Here is a 26,548-nt window from a genome sequence, read left to right as displayed (position 1 = left end):
TTACATCATAGGGGCACCTATTACCGTGATCAACAGCAACAAAATGCAATGTAAGTGCCAACATCTTACCTCATAACCTCGCCAGCTCATTACTTTAATTTGATAAAAATTGGTATAGAGAGGGTAAAGAACAAGAGTCGGGCGTCTGTGGAGCACTGATTGCTTGCTATAGATGCCTTTTTGCTGACGTTCTAGAGAGGCAGTCAGTGAATAAAATCAACGTAAGCCTTGCTGCTGTAGGCCTTAAAAAAGGCGGCAGATAATCATACCTTCCATAGCAATGTTCGCTCTCTTTTCAAGTGATGCAATGTTCAACACTGAATTTATGCTGCGACCATTATAAAAAGCTCAGCTTTTATTTAAGATCTGGCTTTTAGAAACCATTCTCTTTTTTAGAAATGATCCTTTCCTAAAAAATAAATGATTGATATGTATGGCGTTAGTTTATAGAGAATGCCTTATAAAAAGTGCAAGTTTGACCTTGCGCTTTAAAAAGGCAGCTCTGTGAAAACTTATTCGCTAAATTGAATCAAACCATAGCATCGCAGTGGCAAGGTCTTCAATGGAGGAGCCAACCGCTTTAAATACGGAGATATCATTTTCTGGGTCGTTAAATTGTTGACGTCCAGCATGAACACCACGGCTTAATGTGAAAAAATCACCTATTATATGGTCCGCTGTGATTGCACCGCTTTTGATTGGGGCAATAAAGTCGCCCGTTTCAGTTAGTGCTGCTTCTTTGAAATCGGCGAATACCTGTGCTTTTTGCATTAGAGAATCATCGGCTTCTCGCATATTAGGGGTAAAACTACCGATCAAATCAACGTGTGTTCCAGGTGTTACCCATTCTCCTAGTACCAACGGCTCTTCACTTAATGTGGCACAACTGACAATATCGGCCCAAGCGACGGTGTTAGGTAGCTCTTCTTTGCTGACGACACTGGCTTTAATCTTCATGTCTGTTTGAATTTGGTCGACCAAGCGGGCCGCTGAAGCCTCATAAATATCAAAGACTTTAATTTCTTCTATATCACGCACTTCACACATTGCTTGTACCACTTGGCTCGCAACTTTCCCTGCTCCAATCATTAACAAAGACTTAGAGTCTGGTCGAGATAAGTATTTTGCACCTAATGCTGCTGCTGATGCTGTGCGTCGAGCGGTAATAATGTTGCCATCAAATTGTGCGAGAGGCTGACCTGTTTTTGCACAGCTAAGAATATAGATGCTATTTAATCCAGGCAGGCCCGCTTCGCTATTACTCGGAAAAACACTGACTTGTTTAACCCCTAAGTATTGGCCTTCTAACCAAGCGGGCATTAATAGTAAGGTGGCTTCTTTTTTACCTGGTACTTTCAAATGGTGATGGTGACGAATGGGGCAATTAATATCCAATCTAAACGCATCATCTAATGCAGATATTACGTTTTTATAAGGTAAGCAACCGTCTTTGTATTGTACGAAAATATTCTTCACTTTAACTTCCTAAAATTGTTTTCTGCTCATCAATTTTTATTTAAGACATTGTTAGATCTAAACAACAACCGACACACCTGGTCTAGATAAGAGAATCGGTTCGCAATAGCGTTTATGCTACGGCACAATCTTTCAACCTCTCCTCAGCTCCTACAAAGTAAACAAAAATAGAATTTTTTCTTACACCTTTTTTGCAAAAACCGTGTTTCTCACAAAAAGACCAGTTTTTTCGACAAGTTGATTCATTAGAAACCCCCTACAATCGATGTGTACCTAGTTGAGAAGCAGATTCATTTGTGAGGATAGCAACACTATTCGTGTGAATCGGAGTCCACATAAAGCGAGTTAACCAGTAATGAAATAGATCGAATAAAAACAAGATTCGCTCCCAAAATATTAAGAAGAATGGTCTTGAAACGAGTGCTCTAGGAAACAAGTTTCGACTCTGTAATCGAAGCGTAACTGAACGTTAGGTTGCCACTAAGGTCAAAACGTGAGCAGCGTTTAGTGTCGAACATGACGACTTGCCAGGCATCGTCGAACGCGTCTCTCTGGCTTGAGTGGAATAGGTCTGAGAGAGGCTGAAGAATCCGGCATATAAACCAATGAATTAAAACAACAACGGAATCAAGGACGATATCAACAATTAGCACGGACTTGGCTCTAGCTTCAGTGATCCACTGAAATAACAAGAAACAAAGGAACGAACATGAAATCACTTAAAAAAATATTATCGACGACTCTAATCGCCACAGCGGTTATGTCTGCTAGCGTAAACATCAGTGCGGCTGAAAAAGACTGGCGTATGGCCACTCCTTGGTCAGGTGGTCCTTGGCTAGAACGCGATGCGCAAAACTTTGCCGATCACGTTAACACAATGAGTAACGGTGACTTTAATATCAAGGTGTTCCCAGGCGGCACATTGGGTAGCGCATTAAAGGTGACTGAAACGGTTAAGTCTGGCGTTGCACAGCTAAGCCACAACTATATTAACTATGACTATGGTGTTGATCCGACTGCAGCGCTACTTGCTGGACACTCAAGCGGACTAACCCCAGAAGAGTTCATGTTATGGATATATCAAGGTGGCGGTCTAGAGTTATACGAACAATTCCGTTTGGAAAAATCGAAAGTCGTCGCATTACCTTGCTCGGTTTTGGGGACTGAGATTTTTCTTCACTCAAACAAAAAAGTACAGACGTTTGAAGACTTTCAAGGTCTACGTCTAAGAACATCAGGAGCATGGGCTGAAATTGCTTCTCGTCTAGGTGCTTCAACGGTCGTAATGGCGGGCAGTGAAATATACAGCGCACTTGAGCGCGGTGTGATTGACGCCGCAGAGTGGGGTAGCCCTGAAATGAACAAACCGACTGGTTTCCATGAAGTTGCTAAATATGTGATGGTTCCAGGTGTTCATCAATCAGGTGGTGTTCTTGAGTGTCAGGTGAACAAGCGTCAATGGGATAAATTAACAGCACAAGAGCAAAACCTACTTCGCAACGCCGCGAAGCTGTCTGTGTTTGATTCGTGGCTTGCTTCTTCATACGCCGATCTAGCGGCTTATGAAGAGTTAAAAAGTGGTAAAAACGAAATCGTTAAGTTAGACCCTAGCTTTATCACTAAAATCCTTGAAGAAACAACGGCTTGGGAAGACGAAAACGCAACGAAAAATCCTTGGTTTGCAAAAGTTCTTAACTCTCAACGTGCGTTCAAAGAAAACATGAAAAATTGGTCAGAATATCGCCTTGCAATTGGTGAATCTGAACTTTAATAAATGAGGGAAGAGGCCGTCATTTGCCTCTTCCCTTCTGTTTTCCTCCTATTCAGATTTGTCTTATCAGGAATACAATGATTCTTATCAAAATATTAGAAATGCCAACACGTTTCTTTGGTGGCATTGCCGCACTGTTGATACTGCCGCTGGTCGGAGCCTTAATTGTCGAAGTGTTTAGTCGTCATGTTTTAGGGACTCCAACCGTATGGGCATTTGAAATCAGCTACATGGTAATGGGGACGCTGTTCGTACTCGGAATGGCAAATGCTCTACGCCTTAAACAACACGTAAGCGTAGATTTACTCACCATGAAAATGTCGAATAGAGTGGCTGCTAGTATCCGTGCCATCTTTTACATCATGCTATTGCCGATCATTATCTGGCTGACCTGGGAGCTCGCTTATTATTTCTATGAAGCCTATGAAAGCGGCGAACGTTCTGGACGTTCCGCATGGAACCCGATTGTTTGGCCTATTTATTTTACTTGGTTCTTAGGTTTCTTATTGCTCGTTATGCAACTTATTGCCGAGCTTCTTAAAGCCATTATTACCATGATTAGTGGAAAAGAGGATGACTTTGCATGAGTGATTTCCTGTCTATTTTTATGTTTCCTGTGCTCATCCTATTTATTTTCCTAGGCGTACAGATTGCCTTTGCCATGATACTGACGGCCACTATTTTTGGCCTAATGATGTTCGGTGACGTCACGGCGTATCAGCTATTAACAAAAATTGAAGAAACCGCGTCTAATTCAATATTGGCGGCGGTGCCACTGTTTATCTTTATGGGCGCTATGTTGGAGAAATCTGGTATAGCAGAACGACTCTTTCACGCCATTCACTTATGGACACGACGTCTACCTGGTGGCATAGGTGTGGGGACTATTTTACTCGGTGCGATATTCGCAGCATCAAGTGGTGTGGTGGGAGCAACCGAAGCCGTCATTGGTTTGTTGACCATTCCTATCATGCTTAAACACCAGTATGACAAACGCTTACTTTCAGGTGTCATTTGTGCGAGTGGTTCATTGGGTACCGCTATCCCACCTTCTATCACCGTCATTGTATTAGGACCGGTTGCCGGAATATCGGTTGGTCAGTTGTTTAATGGCTTGCTTATTCCTGGCCTGTTAATGGCGGCTTTGTTTATTATTTATGTCATTACTTTGGCGTATTTCAAACCTAGCATGGCGCCACGCGAGCAGGACGAAGTAGGGGTGCCACTTGCTGAAAGGCTGAAAATCACGGCGACGGCTATTTTGCCAGCGGCGGCTCTGATTTTTACCGTGTTAGGCACGATTTTATTAGGCCTTGCGACACCAACAGAAGCGTCGGCTTGTGGTGCCTTAGGCGCGGTTATTTTGTCTATTTGCTACAAAAGCTGCAAACTGAGCGTGTTGTGGGAATCTATGTTGCGTACCGTCAACATCACAGCAATGATTTTGTTGATCGTGATGGCGGGTAATATGTTTGCCGGAATATTTTTTGCCACTGGCGGCATGCAAACGGTTCAATCCTTGCTTACTGGGTCTGGTTTCAGTCCGCATACCGTTATTGGTTTGATCTTGTTTATCGCTTTTATAGCGGGCTTTTTGCTAGACATGATGTCGGTTGTTTTGATCATTATTCCAGTGGCCATTCCTATTGTTCGCTTACTGGGCTTTGATGATATTTGGTTCTGTGTGGCTTTCTTGGTTGTGTTGCAGACCAGTTATCTAACACCACCCTTGGCACCTTCAATTTTCTACTTAAGGGCTATTTCACCACCGAGCATTACCTTAAAACACATGTACGCTGGGGTAATACCTTTCATCGCTATCCAACTGCTTGTGCTGTTCGTCATACTCGTTTTTCCAGAGACTGCACTCTGGTTACCACGGGTTCTTGGTGTAAAAGACTGGTAATTTTATCAAGTTACAACCCAGTAGAATCGTTTCTCTGGGTTGTACGATGACTGAAAAGTACGGCTAAGAGAATATCGTCGCGGTCAAATTAAATTGACTTATTCAATGAAAATGTAACACTAACAGAATTTATAAAATGTTAGGTATGAAATGCATATTCGAAATCTTATTTTGCCGAACGCATGCGATCAGCATAACCATAATCATCATCAATTGATTATCGCAGTAAAAGGACAGGCATTATTTGAAATTGATGGAAAAGGAGGCGTCGTAAATAGTCAAACTGGGTGCCTAGCGCCAGCCAGTGAAACCCACTATTTTGAAGCTATTGGTGATAATAACCACATCATTATCGACATTCCAAACGTGCAGTTAAACAGCCGCTTAGAAAACCTATTTGAGCAACCACGTTACTTTTCTATTGATGAAAACCTGAAACTGCTTATTTCTTACCTAGACAAAGAAGCCAATAATTTTAACTTTTTTCCTGAAGCCCTCGATGGTTGTACTCTTGGTTTAATGGCCTCGCTACATCATAGAATTTTGGGTGATTTGCCGAGTAATAAGAGTCGCTCAAAACTCAATATCAACTCGATCTCACACTTTATTGATGAGAACCTTGATCAGAAAATATCGGTTACACAACTCGCAGAAATGCATCATGTAAGCGCCGGCCATTTTAGTGAGCTCTTCGCCAAAGAAACCTCAGTTACGCCTTACCAATTTATCTTGAAAAGACGCTTAGAAACGGCGTATGACTTAATTATCACCACCAATAAACCGCTTTCTATTATTGCTGAAGAAACAGGGTTTAGTAATCAAAGTGCTATGACTCATGCATTTCAGCGCCATTATGGTCACTCACCTAGACACCTTCGAAAATCCTAGACTTATCGGGTCTCAAAACATAAATCAGCGACCACCCCTCTACTGCAATACAAGCATTAGTGCGTCTAGAAAGGCTGATTTCCTCTAATGGGAAATTTGAGGGGGAGGCGGTATGTTTCTGTTGTATTACGGTGACTTATTGTCACTTCTAGGTGCTACTGCAAACTAAATCGATGTGGCTTATCAGTTTTTCTTTGATGTGTTAATTAGCAGCAATCTAGAGGGAGGGGGGCATTGACGTAAGCCCAGTATTTCTGAGCTTACGCTTTGTGTAGAGTAGGCAGTAGAGGTAGGCTTTTGTTTAATTGGAACTGATGGCTAATTTTTTCGCAGCAATCTCTTCAGCTTTGGAGGCATTTTCATTAGTGACTTGTGCAAGGCCAATTAAATACGGCTCCAATGTTGTCTCATCAAGGTTAAACATGACTTTAGTTTTAGCTGATGCTTCAAAAGCTTCTTGAATAGAGCTTAGATCTAGTGTTTTAGGGGATGGAGCAGCAATTGAAATTTTATCGTTACTCATACCGTATACATAATATTCTATCTGGCCAGATACCTTATTATCTTTAGCTGCTAAACCAATAGGAAGTAAACCGCTCACATCAACAGACTTACTTGATGTATCTAATAAAGCTGTGACTCTAAGACCAACGCCTATTCTAGCTATTGCTGAAGTTTTTTCATCTATATTAAATGGTCTATTTAAATAGTTAGTATAATCAAATGTTACTCTGTATGTGCCTTTTGATACCTTTCCGCCAGCCCCAATATATGAAAAACTACCATTCGAATCTCGTTTTTCTACTGAAATAAAAGTTCGTGTGCTTGTGAGCCTTTTTCTAATTACGGAGGATTCTAGAGATAGTACGTCAGCCTCTATACGTTTATTTTGATTTTTATCATATATTTCAATAGTTTGAACTGCCATAGGGTTTGGGACAGGTATCATTTCAGCTTTGGTAGCAGTCACTATGGCTTTTTTATCCATGTTTGAGATGCTTGAACACCCCGTTAGAGTTAGAGAGATGATTATAATCATTAATGGAGTCTTCATTGTTTCATTCCTTTTGAACTCTGAAAAACGACAGACGATCCTCCCAGAGCTGAGACTCGACTAATACATTTTCAATTGTATATATTCATTATTAAAAATAATCTAAATGCTCTAATTATCAACTTTCCTGAAAATATTTTTATAATGCTAATGCCTTAAAAAGCCAAATCTCTGTCGTTACTCCATTCATAATTGTCTGCAAGGCTAGTACTGTTTTATGCATAACATCAATCGGTGTTTTCGATGAGGTAGACGGCAGTTTCGAAGAGAAACGCCGATTGTGTGTCAGGTTGTTGGAACCTGCGAGGTCAAATCCCTTTAAACGCAACGGATGTAGTCATCATAAAGTGCTTAGGGTTTTAAAGGGAAATGCCTCCTAGTCTGATGACCCTTTGGTTGAGGAAGGCAAAGCATTGAGTTGCTTAGTTCATGGCTTTGACCACGGCGGTAACGCCGACAATCACCATTTGCATACCGATGACCGCGAGAATTAACCCCATTAAACGGGTGACGATATCAAGGCCACTTTTGCCTATGAGTGCCAGAATGCGCGAGCTAAAAATAAAGCAGAAAAAAGTGATGATGCACAAAACAGCAAACACAGACAGGGTGACTAATATGCCTGATACCCCCCCTGACGAGGAGTAATTCATTGCCGTTGCAATGGTGCCAGGCCCAGCAAGCAGTGGCACGGCCAAAGGCGACACAGCAATGTCTGTTTCGTCATGCTCTTGTGCAGAATGCATTTTAGAGGTGTGTCCATTCAGCATGTGATAGCCGACGAGAAACACTAAAATACCGCCGGTTATTCTCAGCGCAGAAATGGTGATTCCAAATAAATGAAAGATGGCTTTGCCAAGTAGGGCAAAAGACAAGATGACGATGAAAGTGATGACCAATGCTTTCGCGGCGATTTTAATTTGCTCCGCTTTGCTTTTGTCTCCGACTAAGCCCGCGAAGGCGGCGGTGTTCGCGATAGGGTTCATAATGGCGAAAAAGCCCAAAAAGACCGTGATCATTTGCGTATACAGATCGCTCATATCGTTACTCTTCCTTGTATGGCGCTAATGCGCTTGTGAGTCATTTGCGCGCCCATGTTACTACTAACCATTTATACGCCGCAATAAATAGCCCAGCGGTCATTTGCCCCGGTGGGGCCGCGGGCTAAAAAGGACAGGGTGCGACGAAGGCGAGCCAGGCTTTGGTAAAAGGATGGCGGAATTCGAGGCGATACGCGTGCAGCAGTAATCTGGGGTCGGCTTCGGAGTATTCTGGGTCGTAGAATTCATCGCCGATGATCGAGTGTCCGATGCTTTGCATGTGCACACGAAGTTGATGGGAACGACCCGTGTAGGGCGTTAGCCGAACGCGAGTGGTGTTGCCTTCGTAGGCCATTGGCTCCCAAAAGGTGATGGAATCTTTACTCCATTCGTCAGTACAAACGATTTGCCTTGGCCGGTTTGGCCAGTCGCAACGTAACGGTTTGCGCACTTCTCCTCGTTGGCCTAAAAGTTTACCGCGCAGCAAGGCGCGGTATTCTTTTTTGACTTCTCGTTCACGAAAATGTGCGTACATGCGCTTTTGGCATTCGTGGGTTTTGGCCACCAGAATCAATCCTGAGGTGGCTTCGTCCAATCGATGAATGGCAAAGGCTTCACCAAACTGCTGCTCAGCACGATACAAAATAGAATCTTGTTTGTCTGGACCGCGACCGGGTACAGACAAACAATTCGCTGGTTTGTTGATCACAACAAACCAGTCGTCTTCATAGAGTATCTCTAGGGTAGAGTCTGGTGCTCGTCTAGATGATGGCGTTGGCACGAATGGCTATTCCGGTTTAGTGGTTAGAATGATTCGAATCGCATCCAAACGGATTTGGTGTTCATCAATGCGCACTAAGCCTTCTTGCATGTTTGTTTCTAGGCGTTCGATGTCTTCTTCGGTGATCGCAGAATTGAATGTTTTAAGCTCACTTAAGCGCTCAATTTCACTTTGACAGCGATGCTGATAAGACGATTTTGCCGCCTGAACAATAGGGCGAGCTTGGTCTTGAGCGTTGAGCTGATGAGTTTGTAATACTTCGATCAGATTTTTGCGCAAGGCAGCAACCCATTGTTCTGCAACTCGGTTTGGCACGCCTTTTAGTTTTTCAGCCCACTTATCCGCGGTAAATTGCTGGTGCAGGAATTTGCCATTGGAATCAGACAATTGCCACATTGGCGTCATCGGCAGTGATTGCGCCAGCTTCAATCGAGGGTGTGCTGTCGCTTCGATGACAAACATACTTTCGACCAAGACTGTGCCTTCTGGTAAGGCGGCAATAGGCAAGATAGCGGAGGTGAGTTTGCCTGAATCAAAGCCTTGGACTTCGTCCATTAGCATGGTGATCAGTGGGTGTTCCCATGTTGCAAAGGCCACATCTTCACGCTGGCTCGCTTGACGGCGATCCAACATCAGCATTTTGCCTTCTTCTTCGATGCCAGGCAGAGCTTCTAGCATCATGTCGGTTGATGGACGAATAAACCAAGCGCTTTGCTCAGGGTTGTCGTTCATGCATTCGGCGTGAATGTTAAAAGCGTGGGTCACGTCTTCGATGTAGTTATGCAGGCCGTGGATGGCTTGGTCATTGATCTGTGTGATCAATTCACGAGCGCGTTCAGGGCGGCAAGAACTCATTTCCAATAGACGATTGCGGCCTTCTTCCATCTGCTTCAGCAACGCTTCGTGATACACATTGGCTTCTTCAAGCAAGGTGGCGTCATCGTCTTGCCCATGCAGATAAGCGTATAGGCTATCGCGGAAGGCTTCTTCTACTTTGTCGCCTGCGCCTGTGGTGCGGCAGAATGCATTCAGTGCATCGTGATACCAATGGAATAGGCGTTCTTGCACACTGTTGGCAAGGTAAGGCACGTGAATTTGCACGTCTTCACGTTGTCCTAAACGGTCCAAACGACCGATACGTTGCTCAAGCAAGTCAGGGTGTTCAGGTAAGTCATACATCACTAGGTGATGGCTAAACTGGAAGTTACGACCTTCACTGCCGATTTCAGAACAAACGAGAATTTGTGCGCCTTCTTCGTCAGCAAAATAAGCGGCCGCGCGATCGCGATGGATCAATGGCATTTGCTCATGGAAATCGGCGCTTTGGAAGCCGGCAAACGTAAGCTGGTCATTTAGCCATTGGGCCATGTCAGCGGTATGACAAATCACCAATACTTTATCCGCTTGGCATTCTAGGAACTCTTTTAGCCAGTTCCAGCGCGGGTCTTTTTCCCACAATCCATCTTGAACGTCTGTTTCAGGCTGAACATGGTGTGTTGCAGAGGCAAAAAACTCGTTATTTTCAAGCGGGTAGCTGTGCAATGCTCGATTTGGGAAGCCGCCGACAGCCGCTCGGGTGTTACGGAACATTTCACGCCCAGTACCGTGGCGATCAATCAGCCAACTAATGGCTTCTTTGGCCGCTTCGGCGCGTTGCTCAGGGTTGCCATTGGTTAGGTTGGTGAACCATTCTTTGGCTTTTACTTCCTCTAGGTAGTCGCCAAATGTGGTCGGCCAATCGTGCTCTGCAGCGTTGTCGTCCTGTGTGGTGATTGGCAGCAAGGCTTCCGCTAAGCTGGCGGCTTGTTTGAATGCCTGTTGTTGCGCTTGGTAACGCTCGAAATCGTGATAGCGATCGGCATCCAGTAATTGCAAACGAGAGAAATGTTCGCGTTCGCCGGTCTGCTCTGGTGTTGCGCTGAGCAGCAACAAAGATTCTGATTTTTCAGCAAGGCGGGCAACCACCTGGTAACCGATGCTCGGTGTTTCTGGGTGCCACGCTAGGTGATGCGCTTCATCCACAATCACCATGTCCCATTCTGCGTCTAGCATGTGCTGGGCGGCTTTCGGGTGCTGGCTTGCCCAATCGATTGGGGCAATCACAAAGGGTTGTTGTTCAAATGGGTTGTCGTCACCGTCCATGAAATCTTCATACACAGCGTCGTTAATCAAGCTAAATGGCTGATGGAAACGACGTAGCATTTCAACCAACCATTGGTGTTGCAGGTTGGTTGGGGTGAGGATCAAGGCGCGTTTACACAGACCGTTTAATAGGCGTTGATGCAAGATCAAGCCGGCTTCTAGGGTTTTACCCATGCCCACTTCGTCACATAAGAGGGCGCGTGCTTGTGGGCGATTTGCGATGTCGTGTGCTAGGTAAATTTGGTGTGGCAAAAGCTCTGCTTTTAAGCCCATTAACCCACGCACTTGGGACGCAGCGTTGGCGGCTTGGTGCTCCAATGTATGGCGGCGTAAGTCAAACCACATGCGACGCGCAGGTGACAAGGCTAAAATGGAGTCCAGTTCATTTTTGTCGTTACGTGGAAATTGGATAAGAGACTCTTCTAGCCAATCGTCATCGTCGCTAATGCGGTATTCGATGAGCCCGTCAATTTCTTCCACTTCCAGTACCGTGAAGGTTTCATCTTTGAAAGACAATTGGTCGCCAGGTGTGAGTGTACGGCGTACAAGACTGGTTTGGTCGTTTGAGTATTGGCGATCTGCTTCTGCATCGGGAAAATGCAACAAGAAGGATTTGTTTTGTTTTTCAATGATCATGCCGACGCCAAGATCAGGCTCGTTGCGGCTACTCCATCTTTGTCCAGTTTGGTACATAGTTACTCTTTGTCCGGTTCAATTAACGTTAAGCTGCCTTGGCATAAGTCAGTCAGTGCTTGTTTCTGCTCAGGCCAAGTGCGTTCTATAACAGCAAGATCAATGATAATGCTGTCGGTGTAGGTTTTGTTGTTTACCTCAATGTCGCTTTGCTCTAAAAAATATTCGACCTTACCCAATAGAGAGTAGGTGATTTTTAGTTGAACAGGGACGCGCGGGTAAACATTTTCATATTCTGTTTGTGTTAGGGCTTCTTGTACGGCTTGGCTATAGGCTCTTACTAGCCCGCCAGCGCCGAGTTTAATGCCACCAAAGTAGCGAGTAACGACGACCGTCGTTTCGCCAAAATCTGAATGCTGTAGCACATTTAACATGGGTTTTCCGGCGGTGCCTTTGGGCTCGCCATCGTCACTTTGATCCCACAAATGCACGTTGTTGGGGGCGCCCGCGACAAAGGCCCAGCAATGATGATTCGCGTCTGGGTACTGGGCGCGTATTTCGTCTATGAAGGCTTTGGCGGCATCACGACCTTGAGTTCGACTTACTCGCGTAATGAACTGGCTATTTTTAATTTCAAGATCAAAGCGTTGCGTGTGTGTTGGGCTTAAGTAGTAATCCATGTAAACTTATCAATTGAATTCAAGAGTGATTGATTTCACTATAAAAATAGCGGGTTTTAATTCATATGACAGATTGGCTTTCACAATCGGTTTGGGCGTTATCGGGCTTTTGTGTGGGCGCGATTCTACTGTCTGGCCTTGCCAGCCTTATTGTACAGGCTATGCGTCGTCAGTGGCACCATACACAAGAAAAAATGCAGCAACAAAATGAGGAGTTAATGCGCCTCGTTGAGCAATCTAAGGAACAGATTCACTATCTCGAAAAAGAATCCATTACGTTAGAACAGCAATTTGCCGCAGCGCAAAGCGTTTGGCAGGAAAAAGAAGCGTTTTATCGTGAGCAGAAGAAACAGAACGAAACCGAATTTAAACAAATGGCCCATGAGATTATGAGCCAGCAAGGGCAGCATTTGGCAAAAGAAAACGAGCGCCAACTGGGGTCTTTACTGACGCCGCTTGGCAGCCAAATTCAGAAGTTTCAAGAAAGCGTGGACAAAAGCTATCAAGAAGAGGCCAGAGAGCGCTTTTCTTTGGTTCGAGAAATCAAAAGCTTACAGCAACTGAATCAGAAGATCAGTGACGATGCCATGAGCTTGACGACGGCATTAAAAGGGCAAAACAAACTGCAAGGTGGCTGGGGTGAAGTCATCTTGGAGCGCATTTTAGAAAAGTCGGGGCTAGAAAAAGGCCGAGAATACGATGTACAGATGTCCTTGCAAACAGAAGAGGGAAGACGGTTGCAGCCTGATGTGGTGATTCATCTTCCTGAAGGTAAGCAAATCGTAGTGGACTCTAAAATGGTGTTGGTGAGCTACCTTGCTTATATGGAAGCGGACAACGATGAGGCAAGAAATCGGGCGTTAAAACAGCACCTCGAAGCGGTACGCCGTCATATGAAAGAGCTTAGCGCTAAGTCTTATCATGACCTTCCTGGCATTACTTCGTTGGACTTTGTGCTCCTGTTTATTCCCATCGAGGCGGCGTTTGGTCTGGCGTTACAGGCGGACAACGGTCTCTTTAGTGAAGCGTTTGAGCACAATATTATTATTGTGGGGCCATCTAACTTGTTGGCCACTTTGCGGACTATTCAGAACATTTGGCGCAATGAAAAGCAGAGCCAAAACGCCATTGAAATTGCCCGTCAAGCAGGGGCTATGTACGACAAGTTCGCTGCTTTTGTGCAGGATATGGATGACATTGGTAGCAGGTTAGACGCGGTAGGGCGCAGTCATGATGCGGCGTTGAAAAAACTGAGCTTAGGCCGAGGGAACTTATTAGCGCGCGCTGAAAAACTGAAACAGATGGGCGCAAAAACCACCAAGGCGCTGCCCGCAGAGCGCCTGAATGACGCTCTGAGTGACGAATCGGAAGACGCTTAATTCGTATCGTTTTTAGGAAAAGACCAAAGCACGTCGACCTTTTTAGCATAAGGTGCCGCTTGAATATCAAGATAGATAGCCTGCGTCACTTTTTGCAGGTTCGCGTCTTCTGGCAATTTACTAGAATCGGCCACCAGTTCGATGTCTAAGCTGTCTGCAAGATAATGCAAGCGAGTCTGATCAATATTTAAGTACGCCGTGTGCTGACGCAATAAAAAACGTAAATCCGCCAATACCTGGTGCCTTGCTGGTCGTTTCAGGTACTCAGGCTTGGCGCCTTCAGCCGACAACACTTCGTCGAAGTCTTCTTCTGGGTCAATGTGTACTAACACGTCGACCACTTGCGGGTGCGCTTTACGAATGGTGTAAGACACCAGTTCACCCAGAAAATGCCCTTCACTGACGCTGGCATGGCTTGGTACATGAATGTGCATATCAAGGTAAATTTTACCCGCCATCGAGCGTGCCCGCACATCGTGGGGCGCCATGACATTTTTTAGGCTGTCTGCGGTTTCTTTGATCTTGGCAATAAGCTTTGGGTCTGGGGCGCTGTCGACCAATTCGCTTAAACTCTCCCAGATCATGCTAAGCGCCATCTTACCAATCAATAAAGCCACCACGATGGACGCCAGCATGTCAGCCCATCCGTAGCCGAAATACACCCCAATGAGGCCGACTAACACAGCAACCGAAGACAGGGCATCACTGCGACTGTGCCAAGCGTTGGCAATCAACAGCTTGCTGCTGATTTCTTCGCCCGCTTTTTTGGTATAGTGAAAAATGGCTTCTTTAATGCCAATGGTGGCCAGCAACGCCGCCATGCCATACCAGGTGAATTGCGCTTCTTTCTGGTTATCCAGTGATTCATAGGCAATGCCTACCGCGACCGCGACCAATACCATGCCTAAAAAGACCGTGGTCACGGTTTCAAAGCGTAAGTGTCCGTATGGGTGTTTTTCGTCAGGCCCTTGGCGCGCATTAGAAGACGCGAAATAAACAAACACATCGGTGATTAGATCGGACAATGAGTGTATGCCATCGGCAATCAGTGCTTGGGATTGAGAGAAATAACCGGCAACAATTTTCGCGGCGCCTAAGATGGCATCCCAAATCGCTCCCATCAGGGTAACTCTTTTGGCAATAGCTTGTTCTTGCTGAAGTTTTGTCATAAAACGCTCATCAATATGGTTTCCAGATTGAGTTTAATAGCACTCAATAGCGTCTGTTGTGTCTAACTTTATTCTGGGGATCTGCATGTTATCTGGCTTCCCGAATGTTCTCCCCAGTGTTATCCACGATATCTGTGGAAAACGTTGGGGAGTGGTTAAAACTCAGGCACGTTTTATGCTTCTGGGATTTCAAACCAAAGGCAGTAAGAGGCATAGAACTCGCGCAGTGTCAGCGACATCAAGGAGAAGTTGGCATCCATGTCGGATAAACCGCCACCTTGAGAGTCATTAAAGGCCGCTTCTTTTAGCGCATCATCAAATTTGATTTTGCGTAAGGTCAGATCTTCATGCAATACAAAGGTCAGTTTGTCTGTCCAGCGTAGGGCTAAAGATTTTACCGCCATGCCTTGCTCTAGGTGGCGTGTTACATCTTCTGATAGTGGTTCTAATGCTTTAAAGCGGATCGTCGCTTTTTCTTCTGAACCGTCTTGAATTTCACATTCGTCGCCGGTTTCTAGGCTAGCAGGCACTTCATTTTTGGTCAGCCAGTCGGTCATCAAAGACGCCGGTGAAACTTGAGCTTGCAGCGGAGACATAGGGAAGCTACCCAGCGTGGTTTGCAGGTGCTTGAAAAGCAATTCGGTCATGCTTGCGTTGGTGCTGTTGATAACTAAGATTTTGGCTTTTAAATCAATATATGCCCAAATGTCTGTGCGTTTTGAAAACGCTTTAGGGCGCAACGTGAAGACCAATTCGTCCTTCATGTCGGTTTTCTCTTTACGACCGACTTTGCGTCCTTCTATTAATTCGATTTCGGCCACCTTGGCTTCCAGTTCTTCACGAACTACCGCCGCTGGCAATACTTTTTCTTCTTTGCCTGCACGGAATAACAAGCAGTGGTCGCTGGCCAGACTCCATTGTTCGCTGTTGCGAATTAATGGCAGCCAGCCGAAGGAAAACTCTTCTTGTGAGCCACATTCTTTTAGTGGGAACTCAGGAATTTTATCAATGAGCTCATTCGTATCGAGTGACTCTGTGTCTTTTAATTGAAAAATCTGGGCGTTCTTGAACCACATAATTATCGTCTCACGGCTTCTTTAAAATGTTTTCGACAAACGGACAAATAGCGGTCGTTGCCACCAATTTCTACCTGGGCGCCTTCTTTTACTGGATGGCCTTGTTCATCAAGGCGAATCACCATAGTGGCTTTGCTGCCACAATGACAAACGGTTTTCAGCTCGATTAATTTATCTGACCAAGCGAGTAGGGCGTTACTGCCTTCGAATAACGCCCCTTGGAAATCGGTTCTAATACCGAACGCCAAGACGGGAATGTCCAGCGAGTCAACCACATCAGACAATGCATACACTTGTTCTTTGGTAAGAAACTGAGCTTCATCGATCAAGATACAACTTAGCTTGGTTGCTTGATGTTGTGCGTCGATCTGCGACCAAAGATCGGACTCTCTGGTAAAGACTTGAGCCTCTGCATTAATGCCAATACGAGAAGCAATTTGCCCGCTTTCATAACGGTCGTCAATAGCGGCCGTCAGTAACATGACTTCCATTCCGCGTTCTTGGTAATTGTGAGCGGACTGCAAGAGTATGGTGGATTTTCCCGCATTCATTGCAGAATAATAAAAGTACAGTTTGGCCATAGTAAGTCAGTTAATCGAGTTGTTATGCGTGGGTTTATAGTCAGCGAAAAGTCTTGTTACAGACGCAGGCTGGCTAGCGGGTCGGCTTTTTTAGCTTCCCTGTTTTTGACTTTGAAAAAGACAAGGCAATTTGCATGGTTAGCCATTCAGAGCGTTTTACATCGTTTAGCTCACAGAGCTGGTCAAGCTTGGTGATGGTTTCTTCATCAACCAATAATTCTAACCGTTTCAGCCCAAGGGCTTTTTCTTTTTCGCGTTGGATGCGTTTGTTTGCTTTTAGTTGATCTTTTCGATTCAACGGTTGGCTTCGAGGTCGACCTCGAGGAGAGCCAAATAAGTCGATAGTGTTTCTATCGGCGGACGATTTTGCCATGGTATTCCGTACATACAATCAAAAAGTAGAATAAAACGGGGCGTTGAGCAGGGGGGTAATCCCTGTATCGCCTTATTATGAATTTCAGCGCGCTATTATGTGGGAATTTTGATGTCAGTCCAAGACCAAAGCCACGAGTTTGCGTTTAATAAAGAAAAAGGCAGTGTGAAAACACACTGCCTTTTTGGGTAATCCCGCCAGGATTAAGATCAGTTGTGGCTGGCGGCTTGCTGTGCCTTAGCGGCGGCTTCTGCTTTTTGGTTAATGGCAATGAAGTCCAGCAAAATTTCTGATGCTTCGTGAGCATAAGCGTCGTCATCGGCTTTGTCAGATGGCTTGATGTCATCGACTGATTTAACCAACTCTAGGCCAAGGGCTTTGCGACGCGTGTTTTCTCTGTCCAATTCTCTTTTCTTATTCGCCGCGGCTTGTGCTTCGCGAACCTTTTCATTCAAAGAGATGGTTTTGTATTTTTCTGCTTGGGCTTTGTAGTCTTTGATTTGATCTACCACCGCAATAAAGTTTGGGTCCTTCTTGATGCGCGCGTTATGGCGTGGCTCAAGCAGTGGTACATAGGCCTCCATGTTCCAATAGACTGGGTAGCGTGTTTCATGGATTTTGTCCCATGGTAGCGGATTGTCTAATGCGCTTTCACCGACCAGTTTGTCGTCAATCAAAGAAGGGAAGGCAATGTCTGGGATAACCCCTTTGTGCTGAGTACTTTCACCTGAGATGCGGTAAAACTTCGCTTGAGTGACTTTAAGTTGGCCTTTGTCCATGTCTTGAAGTACTTGGACTGTGCCTTTACCAAAGGTTTGGCTGCCAAGGATCAAGGCGCGGCCATAGTCTTGCAAAGCCCCTGCGACGATTTCAGACGCGGATGCGCTCATACGGTTGGTTAGCACAGCAAGAGGGCCGCTGTAGCTGATTTCTCCGTCGCTGTCGCCAAGTGGCGTAACACGCCCTTTTTGATCGCGAATTTGCACTACAGGGCCAGATGGAATAAATAGGCCTGCTAGTGAGTTTGCTTCTTGCAATGAGCCGCCACCGTTGTTTCTAAGGTCAAGGATAAGCGCGACCACGCCTTCTTTGCGCAATTCTTCGATCAGCTTCTTAGTGTCACGAGTGGAGCTCTTGTAGTTTTTGTCGCCACGTTGGATGGCCGCAAAATCAGAATAGAAGGTAGGTAAGTGGATAATGCCTACCTTGTAGTCTTTACCATCACGCTTAATGTGGATGATGTCTTTTTTCGCAGACTGGTCTTCCAGTTTTACTTTTTTGCGGACTATGGTGATTTTTTTACTGGTTTGGCCATCGCCTTTACTTGGAATCACTTCCAGATTTACCTTGGTGTCTCGCTCACCGCGGATCATTTCGACCACATCATCAAGTCGCATGCCAACAATATCGACCATGGGTTTGCCTTCTTGGCCAACGGCAATGATCTTGTCGTTAGGGGCTAGGTCGGTCTGAGTGGCGGCTGGGCCACCTGGAACCAAACGAACTATCTTGGTGTAGTCGTCATCGGCCTGCAGTACCGCACCAATCCCTTCTAAAGAAAGGCTCATGTTGATGTTGAAGGTTTCTGATGCGCGTGGCGCAAAATAAGACGTATGAGGGTCCAATGTTGCGGTAATCGAATTGGCGAAGATTTGGTAAACATCCACGGCGTTCGTTTGGTCTACTTGGCGCAGCTGGTTTTTATAGCGGCGTTCTAATGTGTCGATGATTTTCTCTTCGGAATCACCATTCATCTTAAGCACCAAAGCGCGGTTTTTTAAACGCTTGCGCCAGTATTCGTTTAGCTCGCTTTCAGAGGTTGCCCACTTTAACTTATCAGGGTCATTATTCAGTGACTCTTTTTTTGTGTAGTCAAAGGATTTGACGATTTTTGGAATGTCTTTTTCAACGCTGTTTAGACGATCTTCGATGCGCTTTGAATAGAGGTTGTAGATGGTGTAAGCCACTTGTGTGTCGCCATTGCGTAAGGCATCGTCAAAGCTGTCTTTGTATTGTGATAACGCATCCACATCGCTTTGCAGTAAAAAGCTTTTAGATGGGTCGAGAGAGTCCAAGTAATAATCAAAGGCTTCTTCTGAAATGCGATCATCAATCGTAGGTTTGTCATAATGTTCGCTTTCTAGCATACTCACTAGTTCTTTGGATACTGTGTCGTACTCATGTGGCGGTTGAAGTTCTGTGTAGGCAGATGCTTGCGTCGAGGCAAAGATTAGACCCGTGAAAAGGCAAAACAATAGGTGTTTATAATTCATCCGGTGTGGGTTCTCTTGGTCTGTATTTACGTTATTGAGTAAAATCATATTAGACACAGAGCAGTAAGGCCAGCCTAACTGCTAAAAAGTCACTTTTTTAAGGTATTGTCCTTTCAGGAAATTATGGAATATTCTAGCTTTAATCATACTTTGTTATCTTTTTTACAAGATTCTCCCACTCCTTTTCATGCCACAGACAGCATGCGCCAAGCATTAACCAATGCGGGTTTCATTGAACTATTAGAAGAAGATAGTTGGGTGATTGATGAAGGTGGAAAATATTTTGTGACCCGTAATGACTCGTCACTGATTGCCTTTACGAGTCCGCAATTGGATTTTCATCAAAGTGGCTGGCGAATGATAGGGGCTCATACAGACAGTCCGTGCTTAAAGCTGAAACCGAATGCTCATGTGCAGCGTCATGGCCATCACCAATTGGGTGTGGAAGTGTATGGCGGGGTGTTGCTGCACACCTGGCTAGACCGTGACTTGTCGATCGCAGGTCGCGTTAGTTACAAAAACCAAGACGGTGACATTAGTAGCCGTCTGGTGGACTTTAAAGACCCTATTGCTGTGGTTCCTAATCTGGCCATCCATTTGAATAGAAAAGCCAATGAAGCGTTTTCTGTGAACCCACAAAACGAAATTTTGCCTATTTTATGTGGCGCAGAAAACACATTCGATCTGCAACTTTTGCTGAAAACTCAAATTGAGAAGCAGCATCCAGATGCGAAAGTGGCAACCATATTGGATTTTGAGCTCAGCCTTTACGATACTCAGAAGCCGTCGTTAGTGGGCTTGCATCAAGAGTACATTTGCTCCGCTCGATTGGATAATTTGCTGAGTTGCTTTGTTGGTATGCAAGCGTTATTGGATTCAGATAATCAGCGTCCAAGTTTGTTGATTTGTACCGATCATGAAGAGATTGGCAGTTTGTCTGCTTGTGGCGCGAATGGGCCGTTTTTGGAAGATGTACTGCGTCGCTTATCGCCAAATCCAGAGCAATATGTACAGGCTATGCAGCGTTCGATGTTGGTGTCTGCAGACAACGCGCATGCGTTGCATCCGAATTACGCTAGCATGCACGATGCAAATCACGCTCCTATGATTAACCAAGGTGCGGTGATCAAGATTAACGCGAATCAGCGTTATGCCACCAACAGCGAAACGGCGAGTGTGTACCGGGATATTGCCGCTGAAGAAAACTACACAGTACAGAGCTTTGTCGTGCGCAGCGACATGGCGTGTGGCAGCACGATTGGGCCGATAACCTCTGGAGAAATCGGTGTGCCGACGATCGATATTGGCTTGCCAACTTTTGGTATGCACTCCATTCGTGAATTAGCTGGTAGCCATGACGCTCATGGGCTTTATAAGGTGCTGGCGCGCTTTACTAAGCGTGCTAAGTTGATCGCGCGTTAAGAGCGAGTCCTTGATAAAAAAATGCCGAAGTGTGAATGAGTTCACGCTTCGGCATTTTTTATGGTGCTAGCGGATGGTTTTTAGCGCGCAGCGATTAGCTTCTGCTGACAAGCCACTTGTCTAGGCTTTTGATCTTGTCTTCTGTTAGCTCACCTGTGACTTCAAGCAATTGAAGTTGCTGCAAGACAAAGTTGTAGCGGTATTGTTGTAAGGCGTCAATCGCATCAAACAAGTTGGATTGAGCGTCTAATAACTCAACCAAGTTACGTGTTCCTACTTCGTAGCCGGCTTTGCTGGCTTCCAATGCACTGCGACGAGACTTGATCAGTACTTTCTGTGCTTGTACTTGTGCCACAGACGTTTGCAAGTTAAGAACCAAGCTGCGGATGTTTAGCTCAATGGTTTGCAATGAGTCATCGCGGGACTCTCGGCTCGACTCGGCTTCTGCCGCAGCCTGTCTAATGGACGCATTGATCGAGCCACCGCTGTAAAGTGGCATACTAAGCGCTAAGCCGATGGTGGCATTATCGTAGTTGCCATCACCGTATGATACGTCTTCACTGTAGTCATAGTCAGAACGAGATAATGACCCTGTGATAGACACAACAGGCGTGCGGCCGCTGGCTCTTTTTAGATCGATGTTGTTATCGGCACTTTGTACCGCAAGATCAAGGATGTTCAACTCTTTGTTGTTCTTGATCGCTTTTTGGATCAGAGAATCCACCGACATGTTTGGATCAAGCTGGATCGGGTAATCTTTTGAAAGTTCAGGAATGTCTGTAATAACACGACCGGTTAACTGCAACAGCACCTTTTGAGCATAAGCAACATTCGCGCGGTTGGTCAGCTCGGTTACCTTTACTGCGTCATATTCTGCTTGCGCATCTTGCAAGTCAGTAATAGACACTAGGCCAACATCGTATTGCTTCTGAACCTGATCCAATTCGCTCTTGTTGCTTTTTACTTGAGCAAGGGTGGTGTTCAGTGTGGATTGTGCCATCAGCAAATTGAAGTAGTCCGTCAACGCCGTCAAAGACAAATCTTCTTTGGTGTTTTCGTAGGTGACTCCAGAGCTTTTGTAAGTCAATTCAACCGCATCCACACCGTAATCGAGCGCAGGGGAATAGATTGGGTAATCAAGGTCCAGTGATACGGCCCCTGTTTTGGTGTTGTAGTCTGTGCTTGGGTTGTCGTCCTTTGCATAGCCCAAACTCCCACTCAAAGAGATATTAGGGTATAGGCTACCCTTTGTGACGGTGACTTGTTCGCCTTGGGCTTTATAAGTCGCCGCTGCCGCGCGTAAACCAGGATCCGTTTGCAATGCTAATTTATAAACGTCATATAAGCTTTCTGCATGAACAGTGGCGCTGCTTATGGTCATGGCGGCTATAAAAGATGAGATAATATGCTTTTTCATGGGTTATCGTGGGCTCTTAGTATGAAATATAGTTATATTACCCTAGGGCACAATAAGATGGCAGTAGGGTAAATGTTATATCTGGTATTACCCGTGACCATATCATAATCAAAAAACTTAGTGCGTCGCGGATTGTGAAAATTCAATGCATCATCTCGTCTTTATTACCCTTTTTCTATTCTTTTAGCTCAACTTGGTATTGGAAGCTTTGCGTTTTTAAGGCCGGTATTTTGCCTTTTATTTGAACGCTACTGGCTGTTTTTTGGCTGACATTCGGACCCTCTACATGACTAATGACACCACGCATTGTGTGTGAAATTGCATAGCTTTTCGCCTGATTTGAGTGGTTTTGCAGCGTGACCTTCCAAGTTTGCTGGCTGGGTAATTTTTGCGATGTGCTGCTCACTAGCGATAAATGCCCTGTGATATCGAGGCTTTTGTTGGTCACCACTTGGATCGGTTGTTTCGCTCGAGCAATGTCTAGGTGGGTGTTGTTGCTTGGGATCAGTAAGCCATCGCGTTGCCAAAACGTCTGGTAGTGCCCAGGAAAGGCGTCGGCGCTCAGTGTAAAAGTTAGCGTATTTTCAAAGGATAAAGGGATGTCAGCGGCGCGATTAAACGCGGTATAGACAGTGGCAGTATGTTCGTTTTTATCAATAGGCGATTGCAAGCGAATGAGTTTGACTAGGGTGTCTGAGTTGGCTTTCAGGTGTGCGCTCTTGAGCGGGAAAGTCACTTCGTTGTCTGTGTAATCCGCGCTACTGCTGTCGCTCATGCGCAAGGCGGTTTGCTCTACTTTTGCTCTCATTGGTGTCGCCGGAGAATAGTGTAACACGCTGTTTTTGAGCTGAATTGCGTGCGTTGCCGCGTTGTGGAGCTCGGCGGAATTGATGAGAGAAACAAACCCATCGGTAAAAATAAGAGTGCGCTTCGGGCTCCAGGATAAGTCATTGGATTGATAGCTGACAACGCTCGGGTACTGAGTCTTGGTGCTTTTGTCCGTGGTGTGGGCGTGGGACGGAATCAAGTAAAAATCATTGATGGGCAAAGTGACGGTTTTCTTCTCTATGAGTAAAGAAAAGGTGTCGCTTTGCGGCTCAAGAGCCAGCAATTCCCCAGTATAAGATAACTCTCTGTGTTTGTTCTCGACCGTTACTTGCTGGCCGATCTGTGAAGACCAATCACGGTAGTCCGCCGCTCGAACTTGTGTGATTGGTGAGAAGTTGGCGGTGAGGGGCAGTAAGCTCCCGGGTGTCACCGATAAACTGGGGGTTTGATTCGCGGAGATGTTTTCAACAATTTGACTGCTGTTGGTGTCGATAACAGCGCGAAGTGGCGATGCCTGTGCGCTAGCCTGAATGCTGGTTAGCAGCAGAGGTAGGCAGAAATATACCGTCAAACCTTTCATAAAAACCTTCTTGTCTTCAATGATTAAGCGTCGTTGTGTCGTTCTACTTGTCTTGGCATGTTAATCTAATGGCAAAATATGGCATTAATATCACAGCGTGTAAATAAAGGGTCTAGAGTGGATAAACGATTACTGATCATTGATGGATTAAATTTGATTCGTCGCCTTTATGCGGCGCTGGAATCAGAACAAGATCTGGCGCGCAGGGTAGAGCGAACACAAAGTGTTTCCATTGATGCCTTGATTAAACTCATTAAACAAATCGTACCGTCTCATATTGTTGTGGTATTTGATGCCAGTGGTCAAACTTGGCGTCATAAAATTTTCCCAGAATATAAATTAGGTCGAGTGCCCATGGACGATGCGCTTTTGGAGTCATTGCCTGATTTTGCCACCGTCTTTCGTTATAACAAGATTCATTGTTTGCGCTTAGCAGGTTGGGAAGCGGATGATTTGATTGCTACTTTGGCCGTCAAAGCGGCGAACCAAGGGGTAAAATCCTATATAGTGTCGACCGATAAAGGCTTTACTCAGTTGCTCGATAACGAGAATATTCTGCAATACGATTATTTTGCCAAACTCGGTTACGATAAAATTTGGGTACCAGGGAAATACGGGGTGCAAGCCACTCAACTGACGGATTACTGGGCTTTGGTTGGAGACACCACTAACCGCATTCCTGGGGTGAAAGGCATAGGCCCGAAAACCGCCATGTCGATCATGAAGACGCATTCAACCATAGAAAGTATTTATCAAAATGTGACGTCTTTTTCGGACCGCATTCAGCATCTTTTATCTGATAATTATGAGCAATGCTTATTATCGCGCCAGTTGGTGTCCTTAAAAGTCGATGTTGAAATCGGCGTGCGCCTTTCTCAACTGGCTTACCAGCCAGCCTAAACGAGCATTTTGGGGCTCTGATGAGCAATCTACAGGCTGAGTCTTTAGGACAAGTGGATTTTCTTTTGCAATGTGTCTACCCCTGTAAAAATAAGTGCAAACACGCCATCTATAATTAAGGTGGCGTCTTTAAATAAGGCCTCTGGCTGGCTATTAACCAACTCTTTGCTGTCTGTTTTTTTGCGAATCTGCTCAACAAAATCTCTGATTTTTTGCTTGTCTTGTAAGGCGTGGCTTTGATCGAGATGGTCAATATGAGCATCGACTTTTCCTAAGGTAAAAAGCAGCTGCAGTTTCTTATCGGAGCTTAGGGTGTGCTTGGCCGCCACTTGCACAGACAGTGCGCGAATTTGTCCTAACGCTTCGGCAATATTCGGCAGGGTTTTAATGTATTGCTGTGCTAAGGCCCGCACAGTGTCATCCTGGCTTGATGTTAGCGCGAATTCATCGGACATATCCCAAAGGCCGTCGAGCAATCTAGCAATAAGGCGTGAGTGAATTTGAAAGCTTTGTGCGCTGCTAAGCGCTGAATCTCGGATGAGCTTTTGCCATTGAATGTATTGAAACTGGCAACTTAATTGTTTGGGGTAATTAAGTGTCTCTTCGAGCCGGAGTAGGGTGTTGTAGCGATGACTAATGTCGGCTTTTAATGAGTCTAATTTGCTTGAAAACTCGGTTTGCCCATTTAAAAATCCAGAATGCATGCCGCGATGTTGCTGGGTGAGCTTGATTAACTCGATGAGCTGTTTACTGCCTTCTAAACCTTGGTACGAACGCCGTTTAGCGCTTTTCTTTGAGTAATAATGGCGCGCTATGGCTAAGGCAACTACGCCAACGCATAAACCGATAAATAAGAGGATTGAAGTCATTCCGCGAGTTCCTTCTGCTCAAGTCGTGAGGACAGCCACTCTAAATATTTGACCATGTCTTTGGTGTCTTGGCTGGCTTTGCTGTGGCGTTTACTGATTAAGGCAATGCTTTGCAAACGCTCGCTCATGGCGGCGTTTGAGAGGCGAAATTCTGAGATTAATTGCGTTGAGACACTAATGTCATCTTGTGTTTCGTGGGCGGCTTGGTAAATCAATTGCAGTGCGTTATCTGTTTCTTCTGCGCTGGCATTGGCGCTGTTGGCGTAGGCGATTAATTCATCGCTGGTTTGTTCACAGGCATTCACTTGTTTTGAGATGGAATCCACTAACGTGGCAATGTCTTGGGTGGCAAGTTCCGTATTGGCTGCGAGTGTGCGTACTTCGTTAGCCACCACCGCAAAGCCTCTGCCCGCTTCCCCTGCCCGAGCGGATTCAATGGCCGCATTCAATGACAGTAGATTGATTTGTGAGGTGATGGTTTCAATCGTTTCAACAAAGCGTCGGATGTTACTGGCGGTTTCGCTTAAGGAAGCCATTTGTGATTGATTGCTGTCCACCTTGCTTTGCATCAGAGTGAGTCGTTCTTTTAATTGAGTTTGTGCGTCCTGCCCTTTTTCAGATTGCGATTTAGTATTGGCGGCCAGTTGCGATGTTTGTGCAATGCGCTCGGCAATGGTGGAGATCTTGTTATTCATCTCTTGGCTGGTGGCCGCGAGCGTGTCAATGGCTAGATATTCTTCTTCTGCGCCTTGCGCCACATGGGTGGATGAGTTTTGCAGTTCGGTGGCTGTGTAACGGGTTTCTTGTGAACAGCTGATCAACAGCTGTTGGTGGCGCTCTAAGGTGCGCAGCAAAGGGTTAATGCAGTGGGCTAAGCGGTTAAATTCAGCGTCTGAATGAATAAGCGGTATGACGCTAGGCTGATCCTTTACTTCAAGAGCCTTTCCTAGCTTTTGCAATCTGTTTTTGGTTATCTGGGAGACCGATAGGGAAAAGTAGAGCAGTAATAAGACCGACAAAGCAACAAACAGCGTAGGAATAGTCGGCGTAAAGCAGAGGAAGAGGGTGCCGCAGGCCAGTACGATGAGTAAGGTTTGGCGGCCAAAATAGGGCAGTGCTGTCATCAGCAAGGTGCCAGGCTTCAATAGCATAATTGCAATCCTTATAAGGTATCCAATACCGTTACGTCACGGTTGAGCTGTTTTCTAACCAGCAATAAATAGGCCAGAGCAGTGATGGGCGGTTTTTGGCCTGATGTTGGGCGTGCTGATTAAGAATTGCACCAATAAAGACGGCGCTAGGCGCTATAA

22 protein-coding genes are annotated in these 26,548 nt (G+C 45.5%); 7 read left to right on the top strand and 15 right to left on the bottom strand.

What is annotated here, in order from left to right; translation table 11 throughout:
* Window positions 1–519: 519 nt before the first annotated feature.
* Window positions 520–1,476 (bottom strand): ornithine cyclodeaminase family protein, encoded by a 957-nt coding sequence (locus ACIGBN_RS04655; protein WP_396663880.1) that lies wholly within the window; start codon window positions 1,474–1,476, stop codon window positions 520–522.
* Between the two features lie 709 nt (window positions 1,477–2,185).
* Here ACIGBN_RS04655 and dctP point away from each other — a divergent pair.
* The 4 genes from dctP to ACIGBN_RS04635 all read left to right on the top strand — a co-directional run bounded on the left by dctP (window position 2,186) and on the right by ACIGBN_RS04635 (window position 6,041).
* Window positions 2,186–3,247 (top strand): TRAP transporter substrate-binding protein DctP, encoded by a 1,062-nt coding sequence (dctP, locus tag ACIGBN_RS04650; RefSeq protein WP_341563937.1) that lies wholly within the window; start codon window positions 2,186–2,188, stop codon window positions 3,245–3,247.
* A gap of 77 nt (window positions 3,248–3,324) precedes the next feature.
* On the top strand, window positions 3,325–3,834 hold the full coding sequence (locus ACIGBN_RS04645) for a TRAP transporter small permease subunit (RefSeq protein WP_341563936.1): 510 nt from the start codon (window positions 3,325–3,327) through the stop codon (window positions 3,832–3,834).
* Window positions 3,831–5,153, top strand: coding sequence for a TRAP transporter large permease subunit (locus ACIGBN_RS04640; RefSeq protein ID WP_341563935.1), 1,323 nt, complete (start codon window positions 3,831–3,833; stop codon window positions 5,151–5,153). Before ACIGBN_RS04645 ends, ACIGBN_RS04640 begins: the two co-directional genes overlap by 4 nt.
* A 150-nt stretch (window positions 5,154–5,303) precedes the next feature.
* Window positions 5,304–6,041 carry an AraC family transcriptional regulator gene (locus tag ACIGBN_RS04635; protein WP_341563934.1) on the top strand — a complete coding sequence of 246 codons (738 nt, stop codon included), beginning with the start codon at window positions 5,304–5,306 and terminating at the stop codon, window positions 6,039–6,041.
* Between the two features lie 301 nt (window positions 6,042–6,342).
* On the opposite strand, the gene ACIGBN_RS04630 is transcribed toward ACIGBN_RS04635, so the two are convergent.
* From ACIGBN_RS04630 to ACIGBN_RS04610, 5 genes are all read right to left on the bottom strand, one after another.
* Window positions 6,343–7,095, bottom strand: coding sequence for a hypothetical protein (locus tag ACIGBN_RS04630; protein WP_396663877.1), 753 nt, complete (start codon window positions 7,093–7,095; stop codon window positions 6,343–6,345).
* A 422-nt stretch (window positions 7,096–7,517) separates the two neighbouring features.
* Window positions 7,518–8,135 (bottom strand): MarC family protein, encoded by a 618-nt coding sequence (locus ACIGBN_RS04625; RefSeq protein ID WP_133003050.1) that lies wholly within the window; start codon window positions 8,133–8,135, stop codon window positions 7,518–7,520.
* 124 nt (window positions 8,136–8,259) lie between these two features.
* Window positions 8,260–8,916, bottom strand: a complete 657-nt coding sequence (locus tag ACIGBN_RS04620) for an RluA family pseudouridine synthase (protein WP_133003051.1) — start codon at window positions 8,914–8,916, stop codon at window positions 8,260–8,262.
* A 6-nt stretch (window positions 8,917–8,922) separates the two neighbouring features.
* Window positions 8,923–11,751: an RNA polymerase-associated protein RapA gene (rapA, locus tag ACIGBN_RS04615; protein ID WP_396663874.1), complete on the bottom strand. Its 2,829-nt coding sequence runs from the start codon at window positions 11,749–11,751 to the stop codon at window positions 8,923–8,925.
* Between the two features lie 2 nt (window positions 11,752–11,753).
* A complete protein-coding gene (locus tag ACIGBN_RS04610) occupies window positions 11,754–12,371 on the bottom strand; it encodes a YigZ family protein (protein ID WP_133003053.1) in 618 nt (205 codons plus the stop codon).
* Window positions 12,372–12,436: 65 nt separating this feature from the next.
* Here ACIGBN_RS04610 and ACIGBN_RS04605 point away from each other — a divergent pair, with 65 nt between their 5' ends.
* On the top strand, window positions 12,437–13,750 hold the full coding sequence (locus tag ACIGBN_RS04605; protein WP_396663872.1) for a DNA recombination protein RmuC: 1,314 nt from the start codon (window positions 12,437–12,439) through the stop codon (window positions 13,748–13,750).
* Here the strand turns inward: ACIGBN_RS04605 and ACIGBN_RS04600 are convergent.
* From ACIGBN_RS04600 to ACIGBN_RS04580, 5 genes are all read right to left on the bottom strand, one after another.
* Window positions 13,747–14,919: a cation diffusion facilitator family transporter gene (locus ACIGBN_RS04600; protein ID WP_396663871.1), complete on the bottom strand. Its 1,173-nt coding sequence runs from the start codon at window positions 14,917–14,919 to the stop codon at window positions 13,747–13,749. The genes ACIGBN_RS04605 and ACIGBN_RS04600 overlap by 4 nt on opposite strands.
* A 173-nt stretch (window positions 14,920–15,092) precedes the next feature.
* Window positions 15,093–15,995 carry a recombination-associated protein RdgC gene (locus tag ACIGBN_RS04595; RefSeq protein ID WP_396663869.1) on the bottom strand — a complete coding sequence of 301 codons (903 nt, stop codon included), beginning with the start codon at window positions 15,993–15,995 and terminating at the stop codon, window positions 15,093–15,095.
* A 2-nt stretch (window positions 15,996–15,997) separates the two neighbouring features.
* Complete coding sequence (locus tag ACIGBN_RS04590) at window positions 15,998–16,576, bottom strand: thymidine kinase (RefSeq protein WP_133003057.1); 579 nt, start codon at window positions 16,574–16,576, stop codon at window positions 15,998–16,000.
* A 73-nt stretch (window positions 16,577–16,649) separates the two neighbouring features.
* Entirely contained in the window at window positions 16,650–16,949 is a 300-nt protein-coding gene (gene ybfE / locus ACIGBN_RS04585) for a LexA regulated protein (protein ID WP_133003058.1), read from the bottom strand.
* A gap of 209 nt (window positions 16,950–17,158) precedes the next feature.
* The gene (locus ACIGBN_RS04580; protein ID WP_133003059.1) at window positions 17,159–19,222 is read right to left on the bottom strand and encodes a carboxy terminal-processing peptidase; all 2,064 of its coding nucleotides are present in this window, start codon (window positions 19,220–19,222) and stop codon (window positions 17,159–17,161) included.
* A gap of 123 nt (window positions 19,223–19,345) precedes the next feature.
* On the opposite strand from ACIGBN_RS04580, the gene ACIGBN_RS04575 reads away from it, so the two are divergent.
* On the top strand, window positions 19,346–20,644 hold the full coding sequence (locus tag ACIGBN_RS04575; protein ID WP_133003060.1) for a M18 family aminopeptidase: 1,299 nt from the start codon (window positions 19,346–19,348) through the stop codon (window positions 20,642–20,644).
* A gap of 94 nt (window positions 20,645–20,738) precedes the next feature.
* Here the strand turns inward: ACIGBN_RS04575 and ACIGBN_RS04570 are convergent, their stop codons facing one another.
* Window positions 20,739–22,061, bottom strand: a complete 1,323-nt coding sequence (locus ACIGBN_RS04570; protein ID WP_396663866.1) for a TolC family outer membrane protein — start codon at window positions 22,059–22,061, stop codon at window positions 20,739–20,741.
* Window positions 22,062–22,236: 175 nt separating this feature from the next.
* Window positions 22,237–23,469, bottom strand: a complete 1,233-nt coding sequence (locus ACIGBN_RS04565) for a hypothetical protein (RefSeq protein ID WP_396663864.1) — start codon at window positions 23,467–23,469, stop codon at window positions 22,237–22,239.
* A 117-nt stretch (window positions 23,470–23,586) separates the two neighbouring features.
* Here ACIGBN_RS04565 and xni point away from each other — a divergent pair, with 117 nt between their 5' ends.
* Window positions 23,587–24,369, top strand: a complete 783-nt coding sequence (gene xni / locus ACIGBN_RS04560) for a flap endonuclease Xni (protein WP_133003063.1) — start codon at window positions 23,587–23,589, stop codon at window positions 24,367–24,369.
* 44 nt (window positions 24,370–24,413) lie between these two features.
* Here xni and ACIGBN_RS04555 read toward each other — a convergent pair whose 3' ends face one another.
* Entirely contained in the window at window positions 24,414–25,238 is an 825-nt protein-coding gene (locus ACIGBN_RS04555; RefSeq protein WP_396663862.1) for a nitrate- and nitrite sensing domain-containing protein, read from the bottom strand.
* Window positions 25,235–26,389 carry a methyl-accepting chemotaxis protein gene (locus ACIGBN_RS04550; protein ID WP_396663860.1) on the bottom strand — a complete coding sequence of 385 codons (1,155 nt, stop codon included), beginning with the start codon at window positions 26,387–26,389 and terminating at the stop codon, window positions 25,235–25,237. The genes ACIGBN_RS04555 and ACIGBN_RS04550 overlap by 4 nt, the downstream gene beginning before the upstream one ends.
* Window positions 26,390–26,548 lie beyond the last annotated feature (159 nt).

Source organism: Marinomonas sp. NPDC078689, from assembly GCF_044542435.1.
Classification (GTDB): Bacteria; Pseudomonadota; Gammaproteobacteria; order Pseudomonadales; family Marinomonadaceae; genus Marinomonas; species Marinomonas arenicola.
Note: the sequence above shows the minus strand (reverse complement) of the source record. Positions and strands in the feature narration are given on the sequence as shown.